Consider the following 15,250-nt stretch of genomic DNA (forward strand, 5'->3'; position numbering starts at 1 on the left):
TCACCTAATCAACCCAATCAACCACTCACCCCACATGAAGATACTAATGGTTTGCCTGGGCAATATTTGCCGTTCGCCGCTGGCAGAGGGGATAATGCAGCACCTGGCCGATAAAGAAGGTTTAGATTGGCAGGTTGACTCTGCCGGTACGGGGCATTGGCACGTAGGTTCGCCGCCCGATAGGCGCTCCATCCGTGCCGCTGCCGACCAGGGCGTTGATATCAGTAAACAGGTTTGCCGCGTTTTTCGCCCCACGGATTTCGATGAGTTCGACCTGATACTGGTGATGGACCGCAATAACCTGAGCGATATAATGGCAAAAGCCCGTAACGACCGCCAGCGCGCCAAAGTGAGGCTGCTGTTGGATAACGACATTGTGCCCGACCCGTATTATGACGACACCCAGTTTGCGCCTGTTTTTAAACTGATAGAAGCGGGCTGCAAAGAAATTATCAGGCAATATAAAAACAAGTAATTCGTATATTTGAGTAAAACCAAATGTTATGGATAGGATAATTTTGGAAGTTGATGATAACGCTGCCCGAAATTGGCAGCACATTTCAAAAGAAGAGCAAGTTGGGTTTTCAAATGCTATAAGCCGCGCGTTAAACAGTGTTGTAGATAACAGTGATGAGGACTTTTCGGATTTTTTAGAACGCTTTGGTCGTAAAGCGGAAGCAAACGGGCTAACAGAGAATGTTTTGAATAAACTGTTGAATGAAGAATAAGTTCTTTGTTTTTGATACAAACACTTTAATCAGCGCATCTATTGCTTATACTTCAAATCCCAAAAAGGCTGTTGATAAAGCAAGGCGGGTTGGAAAGCTATTGTTTTCAAATGAAACCTTAAACGAGCTCTCGCTTGTTTTGATGCGGCGGAAATTCGACAAATATATCTCTTTAGAAGACCGCTTGGTATATCTTCAGCGGGTTGAAAAAGAAGCAACGATACGGGTAACCACAAGCAACTTTACGGACTGCAGGGATGTGAAAGATAATATTTTCCTGAACTTAGCATTTGATTGGAATGCGGAGTGCATTATATCTGGCGATACAGACTTGTTAATATTGAACCCATTCAAAGAGATACCAATTATTACACCAACTCAATTTTTAGAGCAATACTCATGAAAGCACTTTTTTTAAGCCTCATTTTCGCGTTCAGCGTAGCAACCGCCGGCGCGCAGCAAATAAACAATGTAGATAAACTGGCAAGCCATTACATCAGCCTGAAAGAGGCATTGGTGAATGGTAATGCCGAGTTGGCCAAAAGTAAATCGGCGCAGTTGCTGAACAGCTTAACAGCCTTCCCGGTAAAAACCTTGCAGCCTGCACAGCAGAAAACCTTTAACGCTTATGCTATCAAACTAAAATTTGATAGCCGCCACATTAGCGAAACAACCGTTATCGACCACCAGCGCGAGCATTTCGAAAGTTTATCAAAAAATATGTACTCGCTATTATCAGGCTTGAACCTGAACAGTGCACCGCTTTACCAGCAATATTGCCCCATGAAAAAAGCATCATGGCTTAGTGAATCTACCGATATCCGCAACCCTTACTACGGCGAGGATATGATGGAATGCGGTAAGGTTACAGCTACTATAAAGGCGGCGGGTAAATAGAACTAAAATAACTTTGTCATTCCGAGGGAAGCGAAGCGACGAGGAATCTTGTTGGATAATACACGAACGCTATGCATAGTGGATTTGCATATCCAACAAGATTTCTCACCCCTTTCCCCACCAACCCCTCGCCTCATGGTTCGAAATGACATCGGGTGGGATTTTTATCCCAAATACGCCTTCACCCCGTTCGCACAATTCACCCCATCAATAGCGGCAGATATAATACCTCCGGCATAACCAGCACCTTCCCCGCAGGGGAATAGACCGGCTACTTGCGGGTGCTGATAAGTTTCCCTGTCGCGCGGCACTTTTATGGGCGATGAGGTGCGCGATTCTACACCTACCATTAACGCCTCGTTGGTGTAATACCCTTTCATTTTACGCCCGAAAACGGGCAGGGCTTTGCGCAGGCGGGCATGTACCCAGTCGGGTAATACTTCCAGCAGGTCTACACTTTTACAGCCGGGGAGGTAAGAGTTTTCGGGTAAGTCGAATGATACACGCCCTTCCACAAAATCCACCATCCTTTGTGCCGGTGCAACCAAATTACCACCACCAGCTTTAAAGGCAAGGTGCTCTGCCTGTTGCTGAAAGTTCAGCATCCTGAACGGGTCGTTCATGTCGCCTTTCACGTCTTCCATGTTTATTTGTACCACGGTGCCGCTGTTAGCAAAGGGGTTATTGCGTTTGCTGGGGCTCCAGCCGTTCACTACAATTTCATCGGGCGCAGTAGCGCAGGGGGCAATAATACCGCCGGGGCACATGCAGAATGAGAATACGCCGCGGTCGTCTACCTGCTCTACCAGGTTATAGTAGGATGGGGGCAGGTCGGGCCCGCGGTATTCGCAATGGTATTGGGCACGGTCTATAATTTCCTGCGGATGTTCTATGCGTACACCAAGGGCAAAAGGTTTTGCTTCTATCAAAATGCCCTGCGCATGCAGCATCCTGAAAACATCGTGCGCCGAGTGCCCGGTAGCCAATATCACGGCATCAGCTAACAGCTTTTCGCCATCGGCTAATTGCACACCTTTTATCTTACCGAACTCCACCAATAGCGATGTCACTTTGGTGTCGAACAACACTTCGCCGCCTGCATTTTGGATGCTCTCGCGCATGGCGGTGATGATCTGCGGCAGTTTATTGGTGCCTATATGCGGGCGGGCGTCTACTAAAATATCCTCGGTAGCGCCATGGGCAACAAAGGTTTTCAGTACGCCGGTAACATCGCCGCGTTTGGTGCTGCGGGTGTAAAGCTTACCGTCGGAATAAGTGCCCGCGCCACCCTCGCCGAAGCAATAGTTCGATTCGGGGTTTACCAAGCCTTGTTTATTGATATTCGCCAGATCGCGACGGCGTTGTTTTACGTCTTTGCCGCGCTCGAGGATGATGGGTTTAAAACCTTGTTCGATGCATTGCAGCGCGGCAAATAAACCGGCTGGCCCTGCACCAACAATAATAACGCGGCGGGCATCTTTCACGTTTTTATACTCGTGGTTATAAACTTCGGGCACAAAAGGCTCGTCGATGTATACGGCGACTTGCATACGGTAAACCACCTTGCGGCCACGCGCATCAATAGAGCGCTTGAGTATTTTAATGCCTTTTATACGTTTCTGCGGGGTGTTGGTAGCGGTTGATGCCAGTGTGGTTAAAACGGCTTCGTCTTCGTGCTGCCCGGGAGGGCAAACAATTTCTGCTTCTTTTATCATGGTGTTGCCGGGTTTTTATCCCGGATGTAGGGCAAAGATAATGATTTGCAGGGTGATTAGTGCGGCGGCAAGTTTTACCGCAAAGAACGCAAAGGATTTGCAAGGTAGTGAGCGCAAAGTCCGCAAAGTCCGCAAAGTTATTGCTTATGATCGTAGTTATTTAGGCAATTACAGATTCAAATCCGCTTAAAAATCTTTGCGCTCTTTGCGTTTTTTCTCTGCGGCCTTTGCGGTTAAATCAAACACAATACTTAAAATGATCAATATCAATTGGCGTTCGGTACAGAACGATGTACTGTACGGAAGCGGACGGTTTTAAATCTTCTTTTAAATTTAAGTAATTGATAATTAATTACTTATAAAAATGGTTGAGTTTTGGCATATATCCAAACAGTTACAATATCACGCCATGACACCGAACACCGACACAAAACTAAGCGCCCTTTGGGAAGGATGCTTACAGAACGACAGGAAACAACAGGAACAGTTGTACCGTATGCTTGCCCCTAAAATGCTGGCCGTTTGCATGCGCTACGCAAAAGATAAAGATGAAGCACAGGATATCCTTCAAGAGGGCTTCATCAAAATGTTCAAAAACATGAAGAACTACCGTGGCGAAGGCAGCCTGGAAGGGTGGATACGCCGCATTATGGTTCACAGCGCTATCTCTCGTTACCGCAAAGCAAAAACCATGGTATTGGTTGATGATTTTGCTGAAGAGAATATACCCGTAAGCACCAGCCGCAATGGTAATGGTTTAGAAGCACAGGAGCTAATGAAAATGGTGCAGGCCTTGCCAACCACTTACCGCTCGGTTTTTAATATGTATGCCATTGAAGGTTACTCGCACCAGGAGATTGGCAGCACGCTGGGTATGTCCGAATTATTATCGCGCACTACATTACACCGCGCCCGTGCTATTTTGAAAGATAAACTGAACCAACTGGCAACCCGCGAACTGCGCTGCCTGGTAGGATAATTTCTACTCTCCTAAGATCGACCTTAAGTACACCGATCTATTGATCTTTTAACCGGCATGCCCGCCGGCACGATCAATAGATCAACGTCAGCGGCAAACTCCCCCACGCCCTGCTTCGTTCGCCCCCCCCCGATATATTTCCCGACAATAACTGCGCTTTTTATTATCAGTGCTTTGTGATTACTTTTATATCAGCGTATGAATAAATTTATCACCGCCATAAAAAGCCTGGATATAGCTGCCATTGAGCAACTGCTTGCCAAGCACCCCGAATTGGTGCACTGGCAGGAGGACGATGGCAAAAATGCCCTGCATTATTTATGCGGCGTTGTGATAGCTAAGCATCTGGGTAAAGAAGTACTTAGCCTGCAAATGCTGAAGCTTTTTATTGATAAAGGGATGGCTATTGATGCCGTTCATCAAATAAAGGATGGCTGTGGCTCTTTCCCGGCGCGGCCGGTGTGGTATGCCTACACCCGCGGGCGCAACAAAACGCTTTACAGCTGGCTTTTACAAAATGGCGCCAATCCGCAAAATTGCATGTTCGCCATTGTTTGGTACGATGATGCCGAAGCTGCCGTCTTGTTTAAACAACACGGTGCCGATATTGACGATAGCAGCATTGGCGTTACCCCGCTGCTTTCGGCAGTAGGGTGGAAGCGTTTTGTTGTTACCGAATGGTTGCTGCAAAATGGCGCCAATGTTAACGCTGCCGATAGTAAGGGTAACACCAGCCTGCACATTGCCGTAAAACAAAAATACCCCCTTGAATTTATAAAGTTATTGCTGCAACATGGCGCTGATAGCAGCCTGCAAAACAACGAAGGCGCATCGCCAAAAAGCATGGCAGCCCGGCAGCGGCCCGATGCCTTTTCTCATCTGTTTGTATAAAACTATATCATAATAGAAAGTTAACAACGCCGTAAAACTAAGCCGCTACCTTTATGGTAGTTAAAACATTACAATTATGGAAGCGGGATACAGCACAATTGACCTGGTAATGCTGGCTATAGCTGCATTTATAATTTGGGCGGCCACGCGCGTGCCAAAAAAAGAGGCTTCATCAAAAGAAGTTTTATCAAAAGAAGAAAAATTACAGTACAAGATACGCCGCAAGGGCCGCCGCAGCCATCCGGTGCCGTTTTAAAAAGGGAGCAACTATGATAAATGAGTGGCCTGCTTACGAGCCGGGCCCTGCCGCCCGCATAAGGGTAGCCTTTTTTGCCGAAATACTTACCGAAGGGCTGGATGGTGCCGTGCGCACCATGTACCAGTTGATAAACCGTATAGATAAAAGCAGGTTTGAGTTTCTGTTTATTTATGGTGATGGTCCCGATGCTATTGATGGTTTTGAGAGCATACAAGTACCCACACTTAAATTACCCAGCCCGGGCTATTCCCTTGCCCTGCCTGCCCTTGCCGAGCATAAAGTAAAAAAAGCCTTACAACAATTTGCACCGCAGGTTATACATATTGCCACGCCATCAATGCTCGGGGTGTTTGGCCTTAACTACGCTACGGCCCACAGGGTGCCCGTTATTTCTATATACCACACGCACTTTATATCCTACATTGATTATTATTTTAAATACGCGCCTTTTTTGATACGCCCGGTCAAGGGTATGGTTGAAGCCAATCATCGTGGCTTTTATAACCGTTGTAGTAAAATATACGTACCATCTGAAAGTATGCGCGGCGAATTGAGCGAAATGGGGGTAAAACCCAACCGCATGCAATTATGGAAGCGTGGGATAGATACGCAGCTTTTTTCGCCCGCTAAACGAGATAAAGCCGCCTTGCATAAGCTCACCGGTAATACCCTGCCAACTATTTTATTTGCCAGCCGCCTGGTATGGGAAAAAAACCTCGAAACACTTTTTGCGGTTTATGACCTTTTTAAACAAAAAGGCCCGCGCGTAAATTTTGTAATAGCCGGCGATGGCGTTGCAGCAAAGGCCAGCAAAAGCCGCATGCCCGATGCAGTTTTTACGGGTAAAGTAGGGCATAACCAGTTAGCAGTGCTATACGCTTCTGCCGATGTTTTCTTGTTTCCTTCCGTATCCGAAACTTATGGTAACGTGGTGTTAGAGGCAATGGCATCTGGCCTGCCCTGCGTTATTGCCGATGGCGGCGGCTCTGCCGATTTTATTGAGCAAGGTGTAAACGGTTTTAAATGCGAACCTTATAATGCACAGGGCTATGCCGATAAAATTAACTTATTGTTGGCAGATGATGCTATTCGCGCGCATTTTGTAAAGCAAGGGCTGGCGTATAGCCAAAGCTTTAGTTGGAACGAACTCGCCACACGCTACTTCGACGATTTGGCATTACTTGCCGAGCGGAAAATATTAGCTGCTGTATAAGTGCGGCTTATATAACCGCACTTGTGGCTGTTAACAATTTGGTAATGCAATGGCTATGTTATGGTAATGTGTTGGTAACACATCGCTAACACGTGGGTAATATTTTTGCGGTGATTAAAACCACACACGTGAAAAAAATTATCTACGCAACCGTTGTAGCTATTATTACAACATTTTATGCCAGCGCCCTAATGGCACAAAATACCGGTAAAATAACCGGTAAGGTTATAGACCAAAAAACAAGCGAAACTTTAATTGGCGCCACTGTAAGCATACAGGGTACCACCAAAGGTGTTGCCACCGACGTGGAAGGCCACTACTCGCTTAGCGGTATTGCGCCGGGCCGTTACACTATATTGGTACGCTACATTGGCTATCAGGCAAAATCGATATCGGATATCGAAGTAAAAGCCAACGCTGTTACTCCTTTAGATGTAGCCATGTCTGCGTCGGCAACAACAGCGCTTAACGAGGTAGTTATTAAAGCTACTTATCGCCAGGAATCGGTAAACGCGCTGTATGCTATTCAAAAGAATAGTGTTTCTATTTCGGATGGTATTTCTTCTGAATTGATACGCCGCTCGCCTGACAGAAGCACAAGCGACGTGTTGAAACGTGTAAGCGGTACTACCATACAGGATAATAAATTCGTTGTAGTACGTGGTTTGAGCGACCGCTACAACACCGCTTCGCTTGATGGTTCGCCACTGCCAAGTACCGAGCCTAACCGTAAAGCTTTTTCGTTCGATATCGTTCCTTCTAACCTTATCGATAATATCATTATCAGCAAAACCGCAAGCCCCGATCTTCCTGGCGATTTTGCAGGAGGTAACGTACAGATTCTGACCAAAGACATCCCCGATCAAAACTTTGTTACCATTGGTGTGGGCGCAGGTTACAACACCAAAAGTACCTTTAAAGATTTCGAGAGCGGTTACCGCGCTACAAGCGACTACTTTGGTTTTGATGATGGCAGCCGCGCATTGGTGAGCAATTTCCCAAGCACCGATCGCATTGTAAACAACCAGTTGACCAAAGCGCAGGAGATACAATCGGCGCGCAGCCTGAACAATGACTTTAGTATCTACCGCTCAAAGGCCCTGCCTACGCAAAACTACCAGGTAACCGTGGGTAACATTACCGAGATTGGTAAAAACAAGAATCGTTTTGGTACAACTGTATCCCTTACTTACCGCAACAGCCAAAACATAACGCCAAATTATATACAGCGTTACGATAACTACGATTATACCAGCCAACTGAATAAATTCTCTACCAACATTGGTGCATTGGCAAACTTTGCATACAGCTTTGGTAAGAGCAAGATCACTTTAAAGAACTTGTACAATCGTATTCTTGATGACCAGTTCACTTACCGCACAGGCTCTAACACCGCTACTTCATCTAACGATAACCGTTTCTACGCTTATGATATGCTGGAGAAAGGCTTGTTTAAAAGCACGCTGGAAGGTGATCACGGTTTGGGCGCAAAATCTAAACTAAAATGGAACTTAGGTTTCAGTAACATCATTAACGATCAGCCCGATCAGCGTAAAGTAAATTACAAACAGAACAACGCCGGCGACCCTTATATTGCTACTGTAGAAAGTTTGGGTAAAGAGAACGCACGTTTATTCTCTTATCTGAAAGAAAACATCTACTCAGGTAAAGTAGATTACTCTATGCCGGTTGGCTTGTTCAAATCAAGCACTTTAAAACTGGGTGTAAATTCTCAATACCGCGACAGGAATTTTAACGCTCGTTTTATTGGCTTGCTGGCCGACCGCTCTAACCAAAACATAGATTTTGATGCTTTACTGCAAAGGCCTATTCAAACATTGTTTGGCCCAAGTGCTATCTCTGCCGGTGCTTACGATCTGCAGGAGCTTTCTAACCTGTCTGACAGGTACAACGGCCATAGCTACACCAATGCCGGTTACGCTATGTTGGATAGCAAAATGGGCGAAGCCGTACGTTTAGTATACGGTTTACGCGTTGAAAAATTCGATCTGGACCTGAAAACGCTTGACCCTACCAAGCCGGAAGTTAAATTGAATACTACCGACTTCCTGCCATCGGTAAACTTTACTTATGCCTTAACTCCGAAAGCTAACTTCCGTGCATCGTACTACCGCTCAGTTGCCCGCCCCGAGTTTAGGGAATTGGCGCTGTTCTCGTATTATGATTATGAGTTGCTTGCAAGTGTACAGGGTGAACCGAACCTGAAACGTACCAGCATTGATAATGCCGATATCCGTTACGAGTTTTACCCCGCTGCCGGCCAAATATTCTCGGTATCTGCATTCTACAAAAGGTTCCAGAACGCTATCGAGCCAAACTTTGACGACCGTAACTCTACTACAACTATCAGCTACTTCAACTCTAAATCGGCTTATGTATACGGTTTCGAGTTAGAGGCACGCAAAGCCCTCGATTTTGTTAACGATAGCAAATTCATGAAAAATACTACGGCTTATGCCAACGTATCTATCAACAAATCGAAAGTTACCAACCCGGATGATGGTATTACCAGGTTAGAAAAAACCCGCCAGCTGGTTGGGCAGTCGCCATACGTAATCAACGCGGGCTTAACACACAGCGAATTGGATAACAAGTTATCGGTTAACGTGCTGTTCAACCGCCTTGGCAAACGCATCTTCCTGGCAGGTGGTGCAAGGTTCTCGAGCGTGTACGAAATGCCGCGAAATGTGCTTGATGCCCAGGTAGCTTATAAGGTATTTAAAAACAAAGGCGAGTTTAAATTAAGCGCTACAGATATACTGGCAAACAACTACAACTTCCAATATGAATTGGATGGAAAGCCTTATATCCCATCGGGTACGGGGTATACTTTCAGGAAGTACAATATTGGCTCAACTTACTCATTATCATTTAATTATACATTCTAAAGGAGGCTATTTGTTATCACTTACGTAACATTGGCTTAACACATTTAACATTACTTTGTAAAAAATCTGAAAGACTTCATTATGAAAAAATCATTATTGTTTTTAGCATTAGGCGCATCGCTTGCTTTCGCGTCATGTTCGAAAAAAGAGGCTGTTATCGACGAGAATCCTCCCGTTGTAAACCCTCCTGCATCTACATCTGTTGAAGTTAGTGGCGACATCACTACTAACACTACCTGGACAGCCGACAAAATTTACACCCTTAAAGGTTTCGTTTATGTAACTAACGGTGCAGTTTTAACTGTTGAGCCCGGCACTATCGTTAAAGGCGATAAATCTACCAAAGGTACTTTGATCATCACCCGCGGTTCACGTATAGAAGCTGTTGGTACTGTTGATAAACCAATCGTATTCACTTCATCTTTCGCTGCCGGTACACGTAACGCTGGCGACTGGGGTGGTATAATCCTGTTAGGTAAAGCTCCTGTTAACCAAGGCGACAACGTAGGTATCGAAGGTGGCCTTGATGCAAAAGGCGATGCTGCTAAATACATCCAGTACGGTGGTAGCGTAGCTAACGATAACTCTGGTACTTTAAAATATGTACGTATTGAGTACGCCGGTATTCCTTTCTCACCGGATAACGAGATCAACGGCTTAACTATGGGCGGTGTTGGTTCGGGTACTACTATTGATTATGTGATGGTGTTCCGCTCTGGCGATGACGCTTTCGAGTGGTTCGGTGGTACTGTTAATGCTAAACACTTATTAGCTATCGGCAGCCTTGATGACGACTTTGATACCGACTTCGGTTTCTCTGGTAAAGTACAATTCGGTATCGCTCAGCGTTACCCAACAGTTGCTGACGTATCGGGTTCTAACGCATTCGAGTCTGACAACGACGGTTCAGGTTCAGATAAAACTCCAAAAACTTCGGCTGTTTTCTCTAACATGACTTTGGTTGGCCCGGTTATCCCAACAGGCGGTGCTACTACTATCCCATCTGTTAACGCTAACTACCAACATGCTGCTCAGATCCGTCGTAACTCATCACAAAGCATCCTGAACTCTGTATTCGCAGGTTTTGTGGATGGTGTTTACATCGACGATTCTAAAGTAACTACTGCCGGTTCTACATCAACAAACTACACTTCGGGTAGCCTGGTATTTGCAAACAACATTGTTGGTAGCGTGCGTAACACTGCTAACGCTGTTAAAGGCGAAAACAAAGCTTTGTTCGAAACTGCTTTACGTGCAGCTAATACTTTCGATAACACTATAACTGCTGCAGTAGTGTTAAACGATCCGTACAAATACGCTTCAGACTTTGCTAACCCTGGTACACCTGTATTTACAGTTAAAACCGGTTCAGTTGCCGAAACCGGTGCTGATTTCACAAATGCAAAAGTTACTGACGCTTTCTTTGATAAAGTTACTTACCGCGGTGCAGTTGGTGCAACTGACTGGACTACCGGTTGGACAAACTTTAACGCACAAGTTACTCCTTACACCACTCCTGGTGCTGTAAAATAATTTGCAACAATACGAATAAACAGAAAAGCCGTTCCATTATTAGGAGCGGCTTTTTTTGTAATAATGAGAGGGGATTAATAATAGATGAGCTTACACATACACCTTGCCGAAATAGACACCCAGATATCTGCCTTTGCACGTGCAATTGCTTTGCCTATACGCGTTTTTATCCTCCGGATGATTGCCATGAATGGCAACAGCCTTAGTAAAGATGCCATTGTAACTACTGCATATAATGCCAAAACGCTTAATAAACACCTGCTCGAGCTGCGCTCGCTGGGTATTATAAAAGCCAAAACGGTAAAGGCGCAGGTAACGTATTATATTGATGAGAAGCTGTTTGGTGAGATGTCGGCAAACTTTAGCTTGTTTTTTGGGCAGGAATTGCTTAACCCTGCCGGCGATGCTGATAAGCCGGAGGATAAAGCAGGTGTTGATACAGCACCCGAATCGGTTATTACACACGAGCACTTTGGCGCGCTAATAAAATGGCATCGGCAAGAACTTAACCTATCGCAGGCGGCGCTTGCCGAAAAGATAGGGATAGACAGGGCCTTGCTAAGCCGCATAGAAGGCGGAAAAAAGCCATTTCCCGAAAATAAATTAACTTTGCTGGCCAAGGCCGTTTACGAACCTGCAGAAAACCTTACACAAGCCTTTATTAAATTTGAAGCAGCCCCGCAGCGGGTTACACAAGTGTAAACACGGGTAGTTAAACATAATCTTTCGTTAACATTGGGTTAACATTGTAGCTGAATCTTTGTGGTGTAAAAAAATACACATGAAGAAGTTATACTTTATACTCATTGCTTTGCTGTTTGCCGTAGTTGCAAATGCGCAAATAACTACAGCCGTTATCAGCGGTAAAGTAGTTGATCAAAAGGGCGTTTCGCTGCCGGGCGTATCTATATCGGCAGTAAACACCAGCACCGGTACCCGCTACGGTGCACAAACCAACGCCGATGGCCGCTACACCATCCCTAACCTTAACGCCGGTGGCCCCTACACCATTAGCGCCACTTTTATAGGTTATAAAAAAGACGAACGCACAGATATTAACCTGCAACTGGGCAGCGCCACCTTCAACTTTTTACTGGTTGACGAAACTACCTCGCTGAAAGAAGTAAAGGTAATTGCCAATAACGGTGCCAGCAAAACCGGCGCAAGCACCCGTATCAGCCAAAGCCAGATACGCAACATGCCTACCATTAACCGCAGCTTGCAAGACCTTACCCGCACCACGCCGCAAAGCAATAACAACTCGTTTCAGGGTACTAACTACCGTTACAACAACGTAACGTTGGATGGTGCTATCAATAACGATGCTATCGGTTTCAGCCCTTCATTGGGCGGTCAAAGCAATGCATCCGGCCAGGTGGGTAGCAGCACCCGGACCAGCCCGGTATCGTTAGATGCTATACAGGATATACAAGTACTGGTTGCCCCTTATGATATTAAAATTGGTAACGTATTGGGTGGTAGTATTAACGCTGTAACCCGCAGCGGTACAAACGATTTTACAGGCGCTGTTTACGGTTACGGCCGTGGCGCATTTTTGGTAGGCCCAAACAATGCTAAAGCCGCTTCGGGTGGCGATGGCACCAGCTTGCCTTCATCATTCCACGATTACCAGACTGGTATCCGTTTAGGTTTCCCTATCGTAAAAAACAAGTTATTCTTCTTCACCAATGCCGAGATTGCCCGCAGGCAAGATCCGGTTATCCGTGGCTTAGACCACAACGGTTCGGCTAACATATTAAGCCAGGCCGATGGTGATAAAATTGTAGCTGCATTTAGAGCATATACTACCGATGCTGCACACCCTAACGGTATCGATCCGGGGACTTATAACAATACCTCTATCTATTCGCGCAGCAACAAATATTTCAACCGCCTGGATTGGAATATTGACGACCATAACCAGTTAACCCTGCGTAATAACACCATTACTTCAACCGCTACCAACTTAGAGCGCGATCAGCAGAACTTCCGTTTCAGCGGTATCGATTATACATCGCACAATAACTCAACCTCTACCGTTGCCGAGTTGAAATCGCGTTTCAGCAACAGTGTAAACAACAGTTTGGTATTGGGTTACTCAAGCGTTCACGATTTCCGCGACCCTAACTCTAACCCTGCTTTACCGCAGATTGAGATAACCGGTAACACCCCTGGTACTACCATCTTTTTAGGTACCGACCGCGAAGCCGCTATATTTGATATGCGCCAAAAAACTACCGAGTTTACCGATAATCTTACCCTGATAAAAGGTAAGCACACTTTCACTTTCGGTACACACAACGAGTTTTACAACATCACCTACAACTTTGTTAACGCCTGGAACGGCCGCGTTGCTTACAGCAGCATTGCCAACTTCTTGGCAAACAACCCATCGCGTATACGTGCTAACTACAACTACACCAACAACACGCGCGATTATATAATGGCTAACCCATCGGCTAAGTTTAATGTAAACCTGCTGAGCTTATACGGCCAGGACGAGATACAACTTACCGATAACTTTAAACTGACTGCAGGTGTACGTTTTGATTATGCCGATGTGCCTACCAAACAGCCATTGAGCACCAAAACAACAAATGCTCCTGTTGATCCTAATTACGGTAATACCTTTACCTACACTAAACCTGCAGATATTAAAAACAACTATTTAGGCAATGTGCAGATAAACCCAAGGGTATCGTTCAATTACGATATCAACGGCGACCAAACTGCTATACTGCGTGGTGGTACTGGCTTGTTTACCGGCCGCGTTCCGTTTGCCTGGTTTGGTTACGCATTCTACAACAATGGCGATACTTATGGCGCTTACGACAAAAAGCCTTCGGCAACTTCGCCAATTACGCCGCTTACCAACCCGGTACAGGCACCAAGCAATGGTGGTTTAGGGTTTGTTAACCAGCAAGTGCCTGCCGTTAACACTTCGGCAAGTGGCCCAACACAAGTCGACCTTATCGATAATAACTTTAAAATGCCGCAGGTATGGCGTACCAACTTAGCGTACGATTATACCACTGCCGATAAATGGAAATTTACGGTAGAAGGTATTTACACCAAAGTTATCCGCGACCTTAAATTCCAGCAAATAAACACCACCGACCAGGTAACTTACTACCCGTACGATGTGAATAAACAGCAGCCAATATTTGTTAACAAGCCTGTTAATACATCATACACCAACGCTTACCTGTTATCAAACACCAACCAGGGTTACCGCTACAGTGCAACTGCGCAGGTGGCTAAAACATTCCCTTTTGGTTTGAATGCTTCGGTAGCTTATACCTATGGCCACTCAAAAGATATTACCAACGGTATACGTAACTCAATGGAGAGTAACTGGCAACTAAACCAGGCGCTTAACTCAAACAGCCCCGTATTGGCCAACTCGAACTTCGATATCCGTAACCGCATCGTATCAACCGTTAACTACATGGTTAACTGGGGCGGTAATACCAACTACACTGCAAACTTTACCTTCTTCCTGAGTGCACAATCGGGTAACCCGTATACTTACGGCTTCCTGCCAAACTCAATAAACGGTACAGGCCAGCAAGTTAGTTTAGCTTACATCCCTAAAGTTGGCGAAACGGTTAACTTCTTTAGCGATATAGCAGGTGGCGCAACTGCGGTACAACAAGCAGCAGCTTTTGATGCCTTTATTGATAAAGATAAATACCTATCTACCCGCCGTGGCCAGTTTACCGAGCGTAACGCAGCGTTTACACCATGGAACAACAACCTTGATTTCCGTTTCTCGCAGGATTTTAAATTTGGTAGCGGCAAACGCAAACAAGTTTTAACCTTTACTTACGATATAGTAAACTTAACCAACCTGTTAAACAAAAACTGGGGCCAGTACTACTTCTCGGCTAATACCTTCAACTCAACATCGAGCGTAGGTTTAACCGCAAAAACTACTCCTGCATTCACAGCAGCATCAACAACTTATCCTAAATATACTTTCGCAGACCCGGGAGTACCATATTCGGTTGATTTGTTTGCCTCACGTTGGCAGATGCAGTTTGGCTTGCGCTACGCTTTCTAAACATCAGATAAATTTTTTCGGTTTTTTTCTCAGCAGGCGCCCGGTAATTCCGGGCGTTTGCTG

The 15,250-nt window shown here is 45.5% G+C and carries 13 protein-coding genes; 12 read left to right on the top strand and 1 reads right to left on the bottom strand.

Annotated elements, in window-relative coordinates; all coding sequences use genetic code 11:
* Nucleotides 1–34: 34 nt before the first annotated feature.
* From BC343_RS08520 to BC343_RS08535, 4 genes are read left to right on the top strand one after another with little or no spacing between them, the layout of a single operon-like run.
* Nucleotides 35–475, top strand: coding sequence for a low molecular weight protein-tyrosine-phosphatase (locus tag BC343_RS08520; protein WP_078347444.1), 441 nt, complete (start codon nt 35–37; stop codon nt 473–475).
* 28 nt (nt 476–503) lie between these two features.
* Entirely contained in the window at nt 504–728 is a 225-nt protein-coding gene (locus tag BC343_RS08525) for a hypothetical protein (protein ID WP_078347353.1), read from the top strand.
* Nucleotides 718–1,131 (top strand): putative toxin-antitoxin system toxin component, PIN family, encoded by a 414-nt coding sequence (locus BC343_RS08530; RefSeq protein ID WP_078347354.1) that lies wholly within the window; start codon nt 718–720, stop codon nt 1,129–1,131. The genes BC343_RS08525 and BC343_RS08530 overlap by 11 nt, the downstream gene beginning before the upstream one ends.
* Complete coding sequence (locus BC343_RS08535; RefSeq protein WP_078347355.1) at nt 1,128–1,625, top strand: DUF3347 domain-containing protein; 498 nt, start codon at nt 1,128–1,130, stop codon at nt 1,623–1,625. The genes BC343_RS08530 and BC343_RS08535 overlap by 4 nt, the downstream gene beginning before the upstream one ends.
* 164 nt (nt 1,626–1,789) lie before the next feature.
* On the opposite strand, the gene BC343_RS08540 is transcribed toward BC343_RS08535, so the two are convergent.
* The gene (locus BC343_RS08540) at nt 1,790–3,340 is read right to left on the bottom strand and encodes an NAD(P)/FAD-dependent oxidoreductase (RefSeq protein WP_078347356.1); all 1,551 of its coding nucleotides are present in this window, start codon (nt 3,338–3,340) and stop codon (nt 1,790–1,792) included.
* Between the two features lie 409 nt (nt 3,341–3,749).
* Between BC343_RS08540 and BC343_RS08550 the strand changes: the two genes are divergently transcribed.
* The 8 genes from BC343_RS08550 (at nt 3,750) to BC343_RS08585 (ending at nt 15,187) form a co-directional block, all read left to right on the top strand.
* Complete coding sequence (locus tag BC343_RS08550; RefSeq protein ID WP_078347445.1) at nt 3,750–4,319, top strand: RNA polymerase sigma factor; 570 nt, start codon at nt 3,750–3,752, stop codon at nt 4,317–4,319.
* A gap of 198 nt (nt 4,320–4,517) precedes the next feature.
* On the top strand, nt 4,518–5,210 hold the full coding sequence (locus BC343_RS08555; protein WP_078347358.1) for an ankyrin repeat domain-containing protein: 693 nt from the start codon (nt 4,518–4,520) through the stop codon (nt 5,208–5,210).
* Between the two features lie 76 nt (nt 5,211–5,286).
* The gene (locus tag BC343_RS08560) at nt 5,287–5,466 is read left to right on the top strand and encodes a hypothetical protein (protein ID WP_078347359.1); all 180 of its coding nucleotides are present in this window, start codon (nt 5,287–5,289) and stop codon (nt 5,464–5,466) included.
* 13 nt (nt 5,467–5,479) lie between these two features.
* Nucleotides 5,480–6,682: a glycosyltransferase family 4 protein gene (locus BC343_RS08565; protein ID WP_078347360.1), complete on the top strand. Its 1,203-nt coding sequence runs from the start codon at nt 5,480–5,482 to the stop codon at nt 6,680–6,682.
* 128 nt (nt 6,683–6,810) lie between these two features.
* Entirely contained in the window at nt 6,811–9,591 is a 2,781-nt protein-coding gene (locus tag BC343_RS08570; RefSeq protein WP_238381730.1) for a TonB-dependent receptor, read from the top strand.
* Between the two features lie 81 nt (nt 9,592–9,672).
* Nucleotides 9,673–11,124, top strand: a complete 1,452-nt coding sequence (locus BC343_RS08575; RefSeq protein WP_078347361.1) for a hypothetical protein — start codon at nt 9,673–9,675, stop codon at nt 11,122–11,124.
* A gap of 84 nt (nt 11,125–11,208) precedes the next feature.
* On the top strand, nt 11,209–11,826 hold the full coding sequence (locus BC343_RS08580; protein WP_078347362.1) for a helix-turn-helix domain-containing protein: 618 nt from the start codon (nt 11,209–11,211) through the stop codon (nt 11,824–11,826).
* Between the two features lie 79 nt (nt 11,827–11,905).
* Nucleotides 11,906–15,187, top strand: coding sequence for a TonB-dependent receptor (locus tag BC343_RS08585; protein ID WP_078347363.1), 3,282 nt, complete (start codon nt 11,906–11,908; stop codon nt 15,185–15,187).
* Nucleotides 15,188–15,250: the final 63 nt, after the last annotated feature.

The organism is Mucilaginibacter pedocola, assembly GCF_002013915.1.
Classification (GTDB): domain Bacteria; phylum Bacteroidota; class Bacteroidia; order Sphingobacteriales; family Sphingobacteriaceae; genus Mucilaginibacter; species Mucilaginibacter pedocola.